Raw genomic sequence first — 15,202 nt, 5'->3', positions numbered from 1 at the left:
TTAATTGGGTCAACAGGTAAAAGATGAGTAATTTGACTCATTGACAATAGTGCTTTTAGCTTAACTTGTGAGTAATGCCCTTAAGAAGACCCACTTTGAGCGGAATCTTGTCCCCCCCTTATTAAGGGGGGCTAGGGGGGATCTGATTCTACGGGGCCTCATAAAAAATTGGTATAAGAACTTGAGTTTTTTCTTAATTCCCCCAAAGTCCGAGAACGAATTTCCTGACTACAAACTTATAAGGGTTATTTGACAGGTTCCGAGCCCAGTCACAACTCAAAACAGAAACTCTTTTGTATTCCGCTTCCCGATTGTTAATTTAAACTCCTTATTTCCCCAGATTGATTTTCTAAGCACAATTGGGTTATAGCCGCCGCCGGTATTGGTTTGCTAAAGAAGTAACCCTGACCCATATCGCACTTATGCGAGTGCAAAAACGCCAACTGTTCTGCTGTTTCCACTCCCTCAGCAATCACCTGTAAATTCAGGCCCTGTCCCAAGGCGATCGCCAGTTTCACAATAGTAGCACCGTTGCTGCCGGTCACCAAATCTGCCACGAAGGATTTGTCTATTTTTAAATTATTGAGCGGAAAGTTTTTCAGAGACCATAGCGAAGAATAACCGGTGCCAAAATCGTCCAGAGAAATGTGAATTCCCATGTCCTGCAACTGCTGCAATACCGACACCGTAAAGCTCACATCTGTCATGGCAATGCTCTCGGTAATTTCTATTTCTAAATATTCGGGATTTAACTTAGTTTCTGATAAAATTTCAGCGATGGTTTGTACCGTGTGAGGTTGCAGAAACTGGCGGGCTGATAAATTCACCGCTATCCGCATCGGCGGCAATCCCAGTAACTGCCACGCTCGATTTTGCAAGCAAGCAGTCCGCATCACCCATTCGTCAATTTGGCAGATTAATCCTGTTTCCTCAGCTAAGGGAATAAATCGATCGGGAGGAATCAAACCGCGTTCGGGATGTTCCCAGCGAATCAGAGCTTCCATGCCGACTATTTTGCCAGTATTTAAATTAATTTGCGGTTGATAGTACAGGACAAACTCAGATTTTTTTAGAGCTTTGTAAAGATGATTTTCTAAGTTAAGATCCTCGGAGACTTTACTGCCGATCGCCTGCGTGTAAAACTGATAATTATTGCGACCTTTCTGTTTAGCTTTGTACATCGCAGCATCAGCATTTTTCAGCAAAGTTTCTGCATCTTCTCCGTCATAAGGAGCCAAAGCAATTCCCAAGCTAGCCTTAATATAAAGTTCCAGACCCTCAAAATCAAAAGGGCCGCTTAAACTCTGGATAATTAGCTGGCAAATCTTAGTTGCTTCCTCCGGGCTGTTGATATTGTACAGCAGCACAGTAAATTCATCTCCGCCCCAACGAGCCATCGAATCGCCCACGCGCAAACAGTTAGTCAAACGCCGAGATACACTTTGCAGCAACAAATCGCCCACGGGATGACCGAGAGTATCGTTAACATTTTTAAATCTATCTAAATCTAGAAAGATTACCGCCAGCATTTCTCCATTTTGGTGAGCGCTAGCTAAAGCTAAAGACAGCCTTTCATTAAACAGTAATCTATTAGGTAAACCGGTTAATGGGTCGTGAGAAGCTTGGTGTCGGATCATCGCCTCGACGCGCCTCTGCATTGCAGCCATGTACAGGTGAGTTCCTAAAGATTGTGCTAGCTTCTGTTCCTCGCTAGTCCATTTTTGAGCTTCGCCTGTTTTGATTTCTTTCCAAGCTGCAAAGGACTGTCGGGGACGATCGTTCCGGGCGTCCGAACTGCAACGGCCCGCCCACAAAATTTCGGTTTTTATGGGGCTGCGAAAAACGGTGAGACAGCCGATGCACTGTTGGCGGTATTGCAGCGGTACTGCCAAAAATGAGCGAATGGAAGCTGCGAATAAATTTGCAGATACAGATTTGAGTTGAGGTTCTTTAGAAATATCGGAAATCGCGTACAAGTGCGGTACGAGAAAACTGGAAATATTGGTGTCAATTGAACTGTAATGCTGGGAATAGAGATTTTCAAACATACCTAATTGGCTGGTATGATTAGCAGTTTGTGCTGGATCGTCTTGGTTTGCCCTCCCCATAATCTGCTGCCAAAATGGGCTGAGTTCAAGGTCGATGTCCGCGGGCTGCTGGCCACAGGTATAAAGCAAAGCAGGTCTATCGCCAAACTCGGCTGCAATGTAGAGTCGCCCTCCTGAACCACGCAAATGCTTGACAGTTTGTTCGAGAACTGCTTTCCGAATTTCGTTTAGTTCCAGAGGAGAATGCAGCAAACTGGTTATTTGGTTGATAACGGCTTCGTCACGCGCTTGCTGTCTAGCTTGACTCAGGAGAAAAGATTGGGCGATCGCAATTGAAAGTTGATCTACAAGCAACTGCACCATTTTCAATTCTCGATCGCTAAATCGTTTCGGTTGGCTATGGTGAGACACCAACAGCCCCCAAAGGTGATTTTGATGCAAAATCGGCACTGTCAGAGAAGAACGTGCCCCCATAGCCTTCAGATATTCAGCGTGACAGGGGTCTACAGGACGATAGCTAATATCTTCAACTGCTAAAGTTTTGCCGGTTTCGGGACAATCTAACCGATTAATTGTTTGATGCTTCAATTCCACATCTACAATCACTCGCTGCCGCGCTTTGAGAAACATTTCCCGAGCACTATTGGGAATGTCGCCTGGTGGAAAGCGCAAACCCAGCATAGAGGGCAATTTGTCGCCGTTGATGGACTCAGCAATAACCTCACCACTACCATCGGCCTCAAAGCGATAAACTTTTACTCGATCGCTCTCTAAAAAGCTGCGGATTTCTAGGGCAGTTGTCGTCAAAATCTCTTGTAGTTCTAAAGAGTTGCGGATGCGATTAGTAATTCGATTGAGTAAAATTTCTTGTTCTAAAGTCGATCGTGACATTTGTCTAAGTTTTGTGCGGGCCATGCCTTTTGATCTCCCGGGCTGTTGACAGCATTTTTGCGAGCCACAGTCTTAACTTGCCCTGTATTATACATTACAACACTTTCGCTCCGTCTTGGGGCTTGACCCAACCCAAGAGTGAGAAACTCGGTTTCTGGGAATATTTCGGCTTTTTCGACAAATTTCGGTGATCAACCGGGTTTTTAACAGCACTTACAAGGCAAGGAAAGAGCGATCTGACAAGTAGTGAGGCCGAAAGTCCGATCGAGTTTGATCAGGACTCAAGTCCTCACTACAAAGCAATTGCACAGCTACAAGACAAAAGCTATAGAGAAACCGGCTTGACCAACCAGTATTGTTTCCTCTGGAGGAAGAATACTGGTTGGTCAACCCGGCAGGTAAGTATTTATACCTTAAAAGGTATCGTTAAGCCGACTCCCAAATTCCCCGAATTCTGTCCGGCAAAAAGCCAGCTATTTCCTGAATTCGCTCCTCGGACAGCTCATCCTTCGTTGCCGAAAATACAGCGGCGATCGCAGTTTCCGGTTTTACTCCTGAAGGAAGTGAGCCTTCTAGTTCCACCCTCCGTGCAAACAAATTGCCATCGATCCCCGCAGGTGCAGGCGGGCCGGTCAAAGGCTGACGTATCCGGCTGAGCAATCCCACCAGCGGATTGGTATCTTTCCAGAGGTCTGCTATTTCTTGTTGCAGGGTTTTGTCATCCGTAGGCAAAACTTCTTTGTGCAATTCAGATTCCACGTGCTCGATAGCGTCTTTTGTCATCACGTCGCGCATGACCCGGTACACTACTTCGGTAATGTCGCGGGCATCAAAAATATCCTCCAAGTGACCGTTTACCATCACTTTTTCCAAAAACGGCATATCCTTTGAAGCGATAGGAACTGCCGATCCTTCCTGGTGGAGCGAGCTCGGAGGATTCGTCTCCATTTTGTGTAACAGTTTGCGGCCTTTTTCTGTTAACTCAGCTCCTCCATAAGGCTCGTCACTAACCTGAGCTTTGATAAATTCCCTTTGGTTGAGGTAGTCGAAATGACCGCGCAATTCCGCTTCCGCCACCTGGTGACCGACATATTCTTCCGCTGCATTCCTAATTTCCGACTCTCCCCTGCCGTTGCCGCTGCCAATCTTTTTGAGCAAAATGTAAGTCAGGTCGTCTCTGATTGGAATTGTCATTAAAACCTCCTAGGTTAATATCCGGTAAAGCTCATGTAAAAACTGAATTTTTTTACTGGCTTAAATTGTGATGATTACTACTTAAAAACATTGAAGTATAAAGTAGAGTAATCAAGTATCTCTCAGCAGGTGGAAGTTATTAAAATTAAGTAGCGGTTAGAATCTTCCTTTAGGTAGATCCTTGTATGGGAACCCATGTTTACTGTGGTTAATATCCTAAAAAGCTGTCGCCACTATTCAATGCTATTAATCGAGGATGCTTTATTGGTAAGATTTTTCGTATTTATTGCGTATTTTTACCAAGGCTGACGCACCAAGAGGGCCTCAGTTGGAAATTTGCGCTGACAGAGGTAGAATTAAGCAGAGGCTATGGGGTTAATTAAAACTGCGGTCGTTTTGCTCGCAGCTCGTAGCGAGATTGTATCGGCTTAGACCAAAAACTGGTCATGGGAGAGCTACAAATACGAGCCAATCTGTTTCAAGTGCCGCAGCGCCACTTGAAGAATGCCTCGGGGACAACTTTTTTGATCGTTTCGATCGGCATTTATGAACTACCTTCAGTGGGACAATAAAGTGGAATCCTCGTCTTTCATTAGCAGTCAACCCCCGGTTGAGAAGCGTCCTTTAGTATTGGCGGTAGACGACAATCCGGACAACTTAGAACTGCTGACACAAATACTCGATTTATTCGGCTGCGAGTGCGTGGGAGCAGTTGACGGGTACGCAGCTCTTTCTGCCGCAGTCGATCGATCTCCCGACTTAATCGTACTCGACATTTGCCTGCCGGATATAGACGGTATGGAAGTAGTAAAGCGCGTCCAACAAAACCCCGCTATCAGACATATTCCGATTGTTGCTGTCACAGCACTAGCAAAACCAGAAGACCGCGCTCGAATTCTCCAAGCAGGCTGCGTGGAATACCTTTCCAAACCTTTTAACATCAAAGATTTAGAAAGAGTTATCCGCCAGCACCTCAACTCTCAAATGCTTTTGGTTGAGTTTTAGATTTATAATTAGAATCACGAACTTGAGGCGCAGAGTCCAAAATTGCGATCGTTCCAGTGCGGCCTGTCTCCAAGGTCGCATCGCGGAGCAAATCAGTGACTCCCACGCCCAACACCTTTTGGATTAATTCTTTTAGTGGCAATTCCAGAACTGATTCTAATTGTGTTCGCACCTGCAAAGCCAAATCTTCCTGACCGTTCTGAGCCAGCAGTTTTTCGGGTTGAGTAAGCCCATTTTCGACAACAATTATCAATTTGTTATCCAAAAGATTGCAGAGCGCCTGACTCGTTGGGTGTCCGAGTTGAGAGCGGTACAAAGCTTGAATTCCCTGCGAAAGAGTCCGTTCTAATTTCCCCCGAGTAGGTTCTAAGGTTTCCCCTGTCATATTTTTTATTTAAACCATGATAGATAAAAAATACAGTTAGCAGTTAACAGTTAGCAGTTAAGTTAACAGTTAACTGCTAACTGCTAACTGTTAGAAATAACCGTCGCGTTATCCGACAGTAACTTCATTAGTTTCCACCCCAGTTGCACCCTTAACGCCTTTAGCAATTGTCACCAACTTGTTGACAATTTCCTGACTGGGAACTGTACCTTTGAGAACCACCGTAGTGCCAAGTTGAGCCACATAAACAGTCTCAATATCCGCAACATCAGGATTTGCATCGAAAGCCTGAGCAACCCGTTTAGCTAAACCGCTTTGATCGTATTCTCCGTTCAAGCCCATGCGTTCCGGCGGGATTGTCTGAGCGCTCGCAGCAGGTTGAGCTTGAGCTTGAGATTGAGCTACAGGTGCTTGGTAAGCAGGAGCGTCAACTGTTTCTTGATTTTCAAGTTTTTCTAAACCAAACAATCTTTTTAGCCAGCCCATAGAGTTTGTCCTCCGACAAAGTTTGTGTTAATTGACGTGTTAATTCACGGTTGGCAAGTCGCCCTGTAATTGTTATTCTCAATACCAGGAATTACGATCGCACTCTTGGATGCAGAAACAGAGTTTTTTTACAAAAAAGTATCGTTACAGCCATCCACCTAGGTAGAAAAACCCAGTTTGTTGAGTTTGGTGCGTCCATCCTAAATACAATTTACTGTTGTACAACTACGCCGATCATCTGCCTGGAGACATAATTCTCCGGCTCTCAAACAAATACTTGCGCTGACCATTCCGGCAAATCAAACTTAAACCCTTCTTCCCCAACTTCTACTATTTTGTTATACATCCACTCGTGCCAACTTCCCCCAGCCGGAAACTTAGGAATACTGTTACCAGATAGAGAAGTAGCCGAAAAATTAGCGACAACTACTGCTCGCGTTACCTCATCGCTCCAGCGGTAGTAAGCCAGCACTTTGGCTTCTGGATTTTAGTGGATAAATTCAATATTTTCGGTATAAAGTGTCGGCAAATATTGCCGCCGAATCACGTGTTTGTAGTATTCCAATAACTCATGATTTGGCTAATTTTTCAACAAAGACAATGGCAGTTTATTCGGCTGGTTGGGAGTTTACCGAAGCGATGAGTTCTGGAAGTTCGGCAATGTGTTATGCTATGTTATAAAATGGCTTGTCGCCGGCGTTTTTTTTCGCTTCACGAGTTATCCAGTGTAGGAAATCTCGATTGTCCAACTGTCGCACAGCATCCTAGCGAATCCCGTCGATATGATATTCTTGAATCCAGAAATTAACGACATCGCCGATGAATTTCCAAGCGGGACAAATGCCGAGTTTTGGGTCGAAGTTTTCGTAGTTAAACTCCGGGCCCCAGTAGTTAGCGGGATCTTGGGGATAGTGTTTGTCGCGGTAGTACCAATAATTGCGATCGATTAGCAATAAGGGACATTCTTCATCGCAGTGGTTGTAAATCCCGTCCAGAATCACCCGAATTCCCCGTCCGTGGCACTCGTCAATCAATTGCTTCAAATCTGCGGTTGCACCGTAGCTGGACTCTACGGCAAAGAAATCGCGGACTTTGTAACCCCAGCTATAATCGCCCGGATATTCATTAACTGGCATTAGTTCGATCGCATTTATGCCCAAATCACACAGATAATCTCATTTCTCCCTCACCTGCTGGAATTTACCCCCACTGTCGGAACCATCCGGCCCGGAAAAATCAGCAACGTGCATTTCGTAAACGACTAATTCTTGATTATTGGGGAGTTCTTTGTCGTCGTCCTGCCAAAAATAGGTATCAATAATTCGCGCGCCTGCTTTGATGCGAACTGTACTTGTAGGAGTAGTGCGGTCAATTTCAGTGGCGTAGAGGTCATTGACTTCTACCCATTCGTGCGATTCAAAACAGGGAGTTTGCGACTGAACTCGGAATTTGTATTGATAAATACCGTCTTCTAACTTAATGTTAGTGCGGAAATAACCTTTGTCATCTTTTTCTAAGGGAATTTCCGTCCATTTGGAAAAAGAGCCGAGCATTGTAGCTGCTTTGTTGTTCGCAGCGAAGAGTTTGAATTCAATTGCAGCGGCCATGAATAGTTTGTTTGCAGAATTTATAACTGTGATTAGTATTGATTTTTACCATTTTGCAAATCTGTCGCCATCGTTCTTAAGACTTAAACCTGTAAGTTTTATGTTGTAAGGTGCTTGGGGGCGCAGCCGGAGGATTTAGTAGTGCGAACCCTAGCGATTGAGTAAGGTGCGCCCCTAGGCACCCGGAAACCTGATTTTAATCAAAAATGTAGTTAAAGTAACTAAAAATTATTAAGCGCTGTTTATGAAAAATAGTCGAGACTGTTTTTAGTTAGTAGTCTGAAGCCCTAGATTTTCCGTTGGTAGCGAACTTGCCTTGGAGCCTTGAAACCCTTATTCTACGGTTTGCTATCAAAAACTGTCCCAAGTATTGTATGAAAAGTAATTTAACTTTTGATAAATTGATAAATCGTGGTTAATATTTAACATTTGTAACTAAAGAAACATTTTTTAGCCTACAGGGGTAATACCGTAGAAAGATGTCATTTTATGCGGAAACAGCGAGGATCAGCGTGTAATTATAAGGCAAGGGAAACCAGAAACATGAATTCTTTATTCAACTGGGTTTTCCTGGGACTTTAAGCCAAGTTTGAGCCGAGAATAGCAATGATTATTTTTGCTTATGTCTTGGTAGCACTTGTTTTATAGTTTTTGAACGGCAAACTTTGTAGAACCAAAATCAGCTTTAACGACTGCTGCTACCTCAGTAATTGGTAATTGGTGAAAATCTCATTCGTCCCTGTTACCCGTTAGATATTCCGAGCAGTAGCTCTAAGGCTCTAAAAGTTTAATGTGGGATGTTGGCAAATTACCGTTACTGTAAAACTCTGGAGTGTTAAATATGCTAAAACAAATGTGTTGGTTGCCCAGACTCGGAGGCAATGGAGAAAAGATATTGCACTTGCGTACCGATGCCCGTCAGGCGTGGCGCCCTTATACAGCTTTTCCGCAGTTTGCTGTATCCGACTACCGGGAACCGGGCGGTTCTAAGGGATGGGCAACTTATCAGAGGCTGAGAGTTCAAGGGTGGAATTTAATATCGACTGAAGAAGGGCAGCAGTCGATTTTTGGCGAACAGAAAAGTGCTTAAAAAATCTAAAACCGCAGCAATAAAAGAAGAGGTAAAATCCTCTTCTTTTTATTAGTTTTGGAGACAGCAACTGGGCTTTTAACCATCCTAGTTGGTAGAAGGGGTAAGGTGTAAATTGCTCACCCTACATAATTTTAAGAAGTTTGCCAGTTGCAAGTAAATTAGGCGGCCGCCGTTTCTCTCTGGGCTGTAGTTGCTACGTTATGGAGCACCGGCTGGCGAGTTCTCAAGTTAAACCGGTATCCGTGGGGGAGGATGTGCAACTTGGCGCCGCAAATCGCCAAAGCCTCATCCTTCAAAAGTCCATCTAGATTGTCGTGGAGTTTTTCCGACTCGTCGATGACAGTTACAGCGCTTTCGCCAATCACTTCCAACTCGTCACCGTTGACTAAAATAGCTGTATTTTCGTCAATACCAAATCCCAACACCGCAGGTTGCAGCAAGAGTGCCGAAACTAAGCGTCCCAGACGACCTCGCTGGGCGAAATGCTGGTCGATGACAACTCCTGGAAGGAAGCCCATTCCCGGGCCCATTGCTACCACATCAACGCGGGGATTTGTCTCCGAGTCTCCTTCAATAATCATCATGTCTGGCATCATTGCTGCGCCGGCACTGGTGCCGCCAATGATAATCCCTTCAGAGTAGCGTTTGTGCATTGCTGCGTCGAGTTTTGTGTCTTTCAAGCAGCTAATAATCCGCGCTTGATCTCCGCCGGTAAAGAATATGCCAGTGGCTTGTTCGATCGCTTCTAAATAATCTGGATTGTCGGCATCTTCGGGTCTCTGGGTGTCAACAACTCGCACATCTTCAGCGCCGAGTCGCTCAAACACTCGGATATAATTATCTCCTACTTCTCCCGGCAGGCTTGTGGCAGCCGTCATGACAACAATATGAGCTTTAGTGCCTCCGGCGCACCGCAAGAATTCCCGCAGAATTTTGCACTCCCCCTCTTTGTCTTCGGCGCCACCAATAATTAGCAACTTCCCCTGAACTTCGTTGCTCGCCATATTATCTCCACTTTTAATTTATTAAATTTCACTAAAACACAAAATTCCTTTTTCCGAAAACTGCCCAAAGGTATATATAGATACAAAAAAATCTCCGACTTCTACCCCTCCAGGACGCACACAGCAAGGGTGATGTGGGTGTTTACTAATCCTCGATATCGACAAAACAAACTTACCCCCCCTAACAGGAGATAGGAGGGGTCAAGAAATGAGCTTAAACTACGGGGCCCACGCGCGCGCGGTGATCAATCCGGTTTCTGATCGGATTCTTCGCTAATCCTCCTCTGATTGCTCGTAGAAATCGGGTTGATGAGCGTAAGTCCTCAATTAGTCCGATCGCCGGTTAGTGCGATCGCTCGATCAAATTGCTCAATATGGTACTCGCCCGTTCTAAAGGTAGGTGTCTGGGTTTGCCGTTCCAGACAATCTGATATTCGTTGCTGTTTTGACCATCGCCGTAGCCAGAAATTAGCTTCCGGTGAAATGCTTCCTCAGCTAAGTGGTGAACTTTTTCCCTGAGAGCAGTTTGTGCGATTTTCATAATTTGCTGCCTCTTAAATTTTCTTTCACTGTCATAAACAATTATAACTACCCAGTGTACCTCTCAAAAGTTATAGCTTTTTTTCGGCAGGGGGAAAGAAGTAGTCATTAGTCATAAGTGCTTAGTTATCAATGCTTAGTCATCAATGCTTAGTCAGATGTTGGAGGAAGAAGGAATATTTTCCCACTCTCACCTTCTCCCCCTCTCCCCATTTCCCCTACTCTGCCACTCCCCCTATCGGGCAATACTGAAGGCAGAATTGGTCGGAGTATTTGTCTCACTGCTGGAATATCTATGCCCGCAGGTAGTATCCCATGCACTAACTATAAAGTTACCGTAAAAAATTAGCTCAAAGGAGGTTAGAAAATGCTGCAAGAAAAAAGCACCGAAACAGCCCGCGTTAATGCTCGAAAAACCGATATTTTCGATGTTTTTAACTTCAAACACTATATGGGACCCAACCCTTATTTAGACACCGCGGCTTTGGTTTTTGATTTAGCGTTAACGGGCGCGAGCGAACCTTTGCCGATCGCACATTACCAGAAAATTATTGGCGATCGCTACCCGCAACTACTGCACGAAAATTTCTCGAACCATGCCCAACTGTTCGGCCGTACCGCCTCAGAAGTAGCCAAACTCGACATGGGTTTGCACTTCCAACACTGGAACATCAAGCCGTTTTCTCACTTTAACAGAATCAGCATAGAAGCACTTCACGCCCGCACCGCCCGAGCCGTAGTTTACGCAGTTTGGGATTGGTTTGAAGCCATCAATCAAAATCAAGACTTTCCCTTGGAAGCGCAAATGGGCGCGCTGCAAAATATGTTCCGGCAGTCAGTTTACGGAGGCCCGACAGTTTATTCGTTAATGCGATCGGCATCCCAAAAAGGCATTCCCGCATTTTATTTGTGGGATGAAGGACTAATGCAATATGGGTACGGTAAAAAACTGGTTCGTGGCTCTGCAACTACCTTTGATTCTGACAGCCATTTAGACTCAGATTTTACCACCCGCAAAGACGATTGTAAAGCTTTTCTCGCTACATTAGGATTTCCTGTTCCCAAAGGCGATATCGTCTCCACAGAAAACGGAGCTCTGGCAGTTGCTAAAGAAATTGGCTACCCAGTTGCTATCAAACCAGTAGTCGGTCATAAAGGAATTGGCGTAACAGCAGATGTCCGGGAGCCCGATGAATTGCAGGCGGCTTTTAAAAGAGCAGTTAAGGCCATTCCCGAAACAGACCCGGTACGAGTAATTGTGGAAAACAGCATCAAAGGATCGGATTTTAGGCTGCTGTGCGTTGACGGCAAATTTGTTTCTGCAACTGAACGCCGGCCCGCTTCGGTAACAGGTGATGGCGACTCAACAATTCGCGAATTGATCCGCCGTGAAAACCGCAAACCAGAACGTTTGGATACGCCAACTTCGGCGATGAGCAAAATTCAGTCCGACGAAGCGATGGAAATGTATCTGGAAGAACAAGGGCTGTCATTGGATAGTGTGCTAAGTCGCGATCGCACTGTGTTTCTACGCAAAGTCGCTAATCTTTCCGCAGGCGGTGTCAGCATCGACGCTACCCGCACTATTCACCCGGATAACATTGTTTTGGCTCAAGATATCGCCCTACATTTTCGGTTAACTTGTTTGGGGATTGATGTGGTAACAGAAACTCTCGCCAAATCTTGGAAAACAGGTAATTTTGGGATTATCGAGATCAATGCCGCGCCGGGAATTTTTATGCACCTCAACCCCGCTGTCGGCGAAGGCGTTGATGTGCCTTCCCATATTATCGAAACTTTCTTTGACTCCGGAAAATCCGCCAGGATTCCGATTATTACTTTCAACAGAATTTCGGTACACGACCTACAAGAAACTATCGACCATATTCTGTTGCAGCATCCCGATTGGACAATCGGTGCTGTTTGTCGCGGGGGACTTTTTGTTAACCGTTCTGAAAAAGTTTTGAATAAGAATTACCATCTGAACTTGCAAAGTTTGCTCCGGAATCCCAAGCTAGATTTGTTAATTGCTGAATATCCCGAAGATATTTTGGAAGCTGAGGGAATGTTTTATCGGGGCAGCAATATGGTGGTGCTGGACAATCCGGGAGAAACTGAGATGATGTTGGTCAGAGAAAGCACTGATGACGATACTGTTGTGGTGAGGGAAGGAAGTAGTATTTCTATTCGCCGCCAGGGATTGATCGAACAGTATACTCTGGGGGATGATGAACCGTTTACACGGGTTTATTTGAAGGAAATAGGGACTGTTTTGTAAGCTGTTCCAAAATTAAGTTGGCTTTGTAGGGTGGGTATTGATTACCCGCCCCACCAGATCAAGGTTTTTTCTCGTTCCCAAGTTCTTCCAGGGCAGGAACTTGGGAGCGCCCAGATGGGAACTCGCTTCGTTACACTTAGTTACAATTGGTTTCAATTCCTCAGTCGTGGATGCACTATTCGTTAAAACCCGGTTTCTTCCCAACTTCTAGTTACCACACCAATATTTTCGGAGAAATTGGGTTTCTCAAGGTAAGTTCTATTTCTGCGATCATAAGTTTTTAGACAATCTCGTTTCTGCGCTGTCCTTCGTGCTATCAAGGAATTTTACAAGTCTTTAAAAAATTGCACTTCGGTAGCAGAAGGTGTGGAAATATGAATTTTGCGAGCAACTGGTTTAATTCGCTGACCGAAAGTTTACTGTCGCATCGTCGTTACATTCCAGCAGCCTTGACTCTTTGCACAGGTACGAGTTTGTCATTGGCAGCCGCAGCAGTCGTGTGGGATTCGGAAAACGAACGAATGCAAGCTGAATTTCATCAGCAAGCCGATCGCCTGAATGCGGCATTGCAACAAAGCATCAATAAAAATTTAGAAGTTCTGTACTCACTTGAAGGATTCTACAGGGCATCTACTGAAGTTACCCGACAAGATTTTAAGCAATTCGCTCAACCTGCACTTGCCCGAAATACTGCTATACATTCTGTTAACTGGATTCGGCGCGTGCCGGCCGCCCAAAAAGCAGCTTACGAACGGACAATTCGAGCCGAAGATTTTCCGGCATTTCAAATTTACGAACGAACTCCTGACAAAAAGCAGGTCAAACCAAAAGCGCGATCGGAATACTTTCCCATTATTTACAGAGAAGCATTAGAAGAAGATAACAAAGCGATCGGTTTTGATGTTGCCTCCAGCCCCGAACGCAAAGCAGCTTTAGAGAAATCGGTGAATACCGGGAAAATAGGCGCTTCCGCGCGGATTAGATTAGTCAGCAACAATCAACCGGGATTGCAAGTATTTCTACCAGTACGCCGCCGCACAAATTCTCTAGATAACTCGGTCAACGGACGCCAAAACCTAATGGGAGTTATTGCGGGTCTGTTTCAGATCACCAGTATGGTCGATTCCTCTTTAGAATCGCTAAATTTAGACAAGATTAATTTTTACCTCTATGATAACTCTGCTATAGAGAAAGAACGCTTTCTGGTGCGCTACGACTCACAAGATAAGCAGTTGATAGATAACCCAAAAAACGAAAAGCCAGAGTTAGCTAATTTGCGGGGAAAAATCTGTCAATATCCGAGTGCTTGCACTCGCCTATTTAACGTAGCAGACCGCCAGTGGAAGCTGCTAGTTTTGCCTGGGAAGGGGTACCAGAGTATGAGGACGCATCAGGGTTCGCTGGCAATTGGTGCGATCGGGCTATTGATGACTGGCAGCTTGACGATTTACCTGTTGATGTCTCTAGAACGTACTGCAAAAGTAGAACAGCAAGTGTACGATCGCACAATTCAACTAAAAGATCGCACCGCTGAACTAGAAACGGCACTAAAAAATTTGCAGGAAGCTCAATTTAAACTAATCCAAACTGAAAAAATGTCAAGCTTGGGGCAGTTGGTGGCGGGAGTTGCCCACGAAATTAACAATCCTGTCAACTTCATCTCTGGCAACCTGATCCATACAGGCGCATATACTCGAGACTTGCTGGAACTTGTGGAAATATATCAGCAGCAATATCCCAACCCAACGCCCGAAGTGCAAGCGAAACTAAAAGATATTGATTTGGAGTTTATCAGTGAAGACTTGCCTAAAATCCTACAATCTATGAACATGGGAGCTGAACGGATCAGCAATATCGTGCTTTCTCTGCGGAATTTTTCGCGCTTGGATGAAGCTGAAATGAAGTCGGTTGACATTCACCAAGGCATTGACAGCACCTTGATGATTTTGGATAGTAAGCTGAAACCCCAACCTGGTTTTCCGGGCATTGAAGTCATCAAAGAATACGGAAACTTGCCCTTAGTGGAGTGCTGGGCGGGACAATTAAATCAGGTATTTATGAATGTTTTGAGCAATGCCATTGATGTTTTACATGAAGAAAAGAGTTACATTTTACCAAATGGTAAAAATCCCTATGATGCGACTTTTTTACCTAGGATTCGGATTCGTACTGAACTTTTAAATCCTAATTGTGTATGCGTGCGAATTGCTGACAATGGAGCGGGCATGACGGAGAATGTAAAAAAACGTTTGTTCGATCCGTTTTTTACTACGAAGCCTGTAGGCAAAGGTACGGGCTTGGGATTGTCGATCGGCTATCAAATAGTGGAAAAACATAAAGGTTCGCTCAGGTGCGTATCGGCTCCGGGAGAGGGAAGTGAATTCTGGATTGAGGTGCCGGTGCGGCAACAGTCTAAGCAGTCTGTTTCTAAGGTTTCACCTGCGGTAGGTGCCAGTTGGAATTAGCGGGAGAAATCTCGCTTCTAGCTGAGTCTTACTGGGAGCATCTCATATCAATTCCGGTTGCACCGTCCGTGATTATTGACTGTTGACTGTAGAAGGAGGGGGGGGAAAACTCAATGGTTGAGTGTTAACTAGACCTCTTGCAAAATAATTTTATGCTATAATGAAGGGTTTGGCTGAAGTGGAGCAGATTGCAGGTTATAGCTAAT

At 44.9% G+C, this 15,202-nt stretch carries 13 protein-coding genes; 4 read left to right on the top strand and 9 right to left on the bottom strand.

Annotated features, from left to right (window positions below; translation table 11 throughout):
• Nucleotides 1–314 precede the first annotated feature (314 nt).
• The gene (locus tag QUA77_RS26680; RefSeq protein WP_445302106.1) at nt 315–2,963 is read right to left on the bottom strand and encodes an EAL domain-containing protein; all 2,649 of its coding nucleotides are present in this window, start codon (nt 2,961–2,963) and stop codon (nt 315–317) included.
• 402 nt (nt 2,964–3,365) lie between these two features.
• A complete protein-coding gene (locus QUA77_RS26675) occupies nt 3,366–4,133 on the bottom strand; it encodes a DUF2267 domain-containing protein (RefSeq protein ID WP_333042021.1) in 768 nt (255 codons plus the stop codon).
• A 546-nt stretch (nt 4,134–4,679) separates the two neighbouring features.
• Here QUA77_RS26675 and QUA77_RS26670 point away from each other — a divergent pair.
• Nucleotides 4,680–5,138, top strand: a complete 459-nt coding sequence (locus QUA77_RS26670; protein ID WP_333453556.1) for a response regulator — start codon at nt 4,680–4,682, stop codon at nt 5,136–5,138.
• Here QUA77_RS26670 and QUA77_RS26665 read toward each other — a convergent pair.
• From QUA77_RS26665 to QUA77_RS26645, 5 genes are all read right to left on the bottom strand, one after another.
• A complete protein-coding gene (locus QUA77_RS26665) occupies nt 5,107–5,523 on the bottom strand; it encodes a DUF2294 domain-containing protein (RefSeq protein ID WP_333453554.1) in 417 nt (138 codons plus the stop codon). The genes QUA77_RS26670 and QUA77_RS26665 overlap by 32 nt on opposite strands.
• A 108-nt stretch (nt 5,524–5,631) precedes the next feature.
• Nucleotides 5,632–6,009: a BON domain-containing protein gene (locus QUA77_RS26660; RefSeq protein ID WP_333042016.1), complete on the bottom strand. Its 378-nt coding sequence runs from the start codon at nt 6,007–6,009 to the stop codon at nt 5,632–5,634.
• A gap of 265 nt (nt 6,010–6,274) precedes the next feature.
• Nucleotides 6,275–6,481, bottom strand: coding sequence for an alpha amylase C-terminal domain-containing protein (locus tag QUA77_RS26655; RefSeq protein ID WP_333453552.1), 207 nt, complete (start codon nt 6,479–6,481; stop codon nt 6,275–6,277).
• A gap of 292 nt (nt 6,482–6,773) precedes the next feature.
• Complete coding sequence (locus tag QUA77_RS26650) at nt 6,774–7,145, bottom strand: alpha-amylase family glycosyl hydrolase (protein ID WP_333453550.1); 372 nt, start codon at nt 7,143–7,145, stop codon at nt 6,774–6,776.
• A gap of 39 nt (nt 7,146–7,184) precedes the next feature.
• Nucleotides 7,185–7,616, bottom strand: a complete 432-nt coding sequence (locus QUA77_RS26645) for a hypothetical protein (protein WP_333042014.1) — start codon at nt 7,614–7,616, stop codon at nt 7,185–7,187.
• A gap of 841 nt (nt 7,617–8,457) precedes the next feature.
• Between QUA77_RS26645 and QUA77_RS26640 the strand changes: the two genes are divergently transcribed.
• Nucleotides 8,458–8,706: a hypothetical protein gene (locus QUA77_RS26640; protein ID WP_333042956.1), complete on the top strand. Its 249-nt coding sequence runs from the start codon at nt 8,458–8,460 to the stop codon at nt 8,704–8,706.
• A gap of 161 nt (nt 8,707–8,867) precedes the next feature.
• Here the strand turns inward: QUA77_RS26640 and QUA77_RS26635 are convergent, their stop codons facing one another.
• Nucleotides 8,868–9,713: a cyanophycinase gene (locus tag QUA77_RS26635; protein WP_333453548.1), complete on the bottom strand. Its 846-nt coding sequence runs from the start codon at nt 9,711–9,713 to the stop codon at nt 8,868–8,870.
• A 343-nt stretch (nt 9,714–10,056) separates the two neighbouring features.
• Nucleotides 10,057–10,254 (bottom strand): hypothetical protein, encoded by a 198-nt coding sequence (locus QUA77_RS26630; RefSeq protein ID WP_015175364.1) that lies wholly within the window; start codon nt 10,252–10,254, stop codon nt 10,057–10,059.
• Nucleotides 10,255–10,620: 366 nt separating this feature from the next.
• On the opposite strand from QUA77_RS26630, the gene QUA77_RS26625 reads away from it, so the two are divergent.
• Complete coding sequence (locus QUA77_RS26625) at nt 10,621–12,531, top strand: ATP-binding protein (protein WP_333042951.1); 1,911 nt, start codon at nt 10,621–10,623, stop codon at nt 12,529–12,531.
• A gap of 374 nt (nt 12,532–12,905) precedes the next feature.
• Nucleotides 12,906–14,996 (top strand): CHASE domain-containing protein, encoded by a 2,091-nt coding sequence (locus QUA77_RS26620; protein WP_333042950.1) that lies wholly within the window; start codon nt 12,906–12,908, stop codon nt 14,994–14,996.
• Nucleotides 14,997–15,202: the final 206 nt, after the last annotated feature.

It is taken from the genome of Microcoleus sp. K5-D4 (assembly GCF_036704575.1).
Classification (GTDB): Bacteria; Cyanobacteriota; Cyanobacteriia; order Cyanobacteriales; family Microcoleaceae; genus Microcoleus.
The sequence above is the reverse complement of the archived record's forward strand: the minus strand, read 5'-3'. Positions and strand labels throughout refer to the sequence as shown.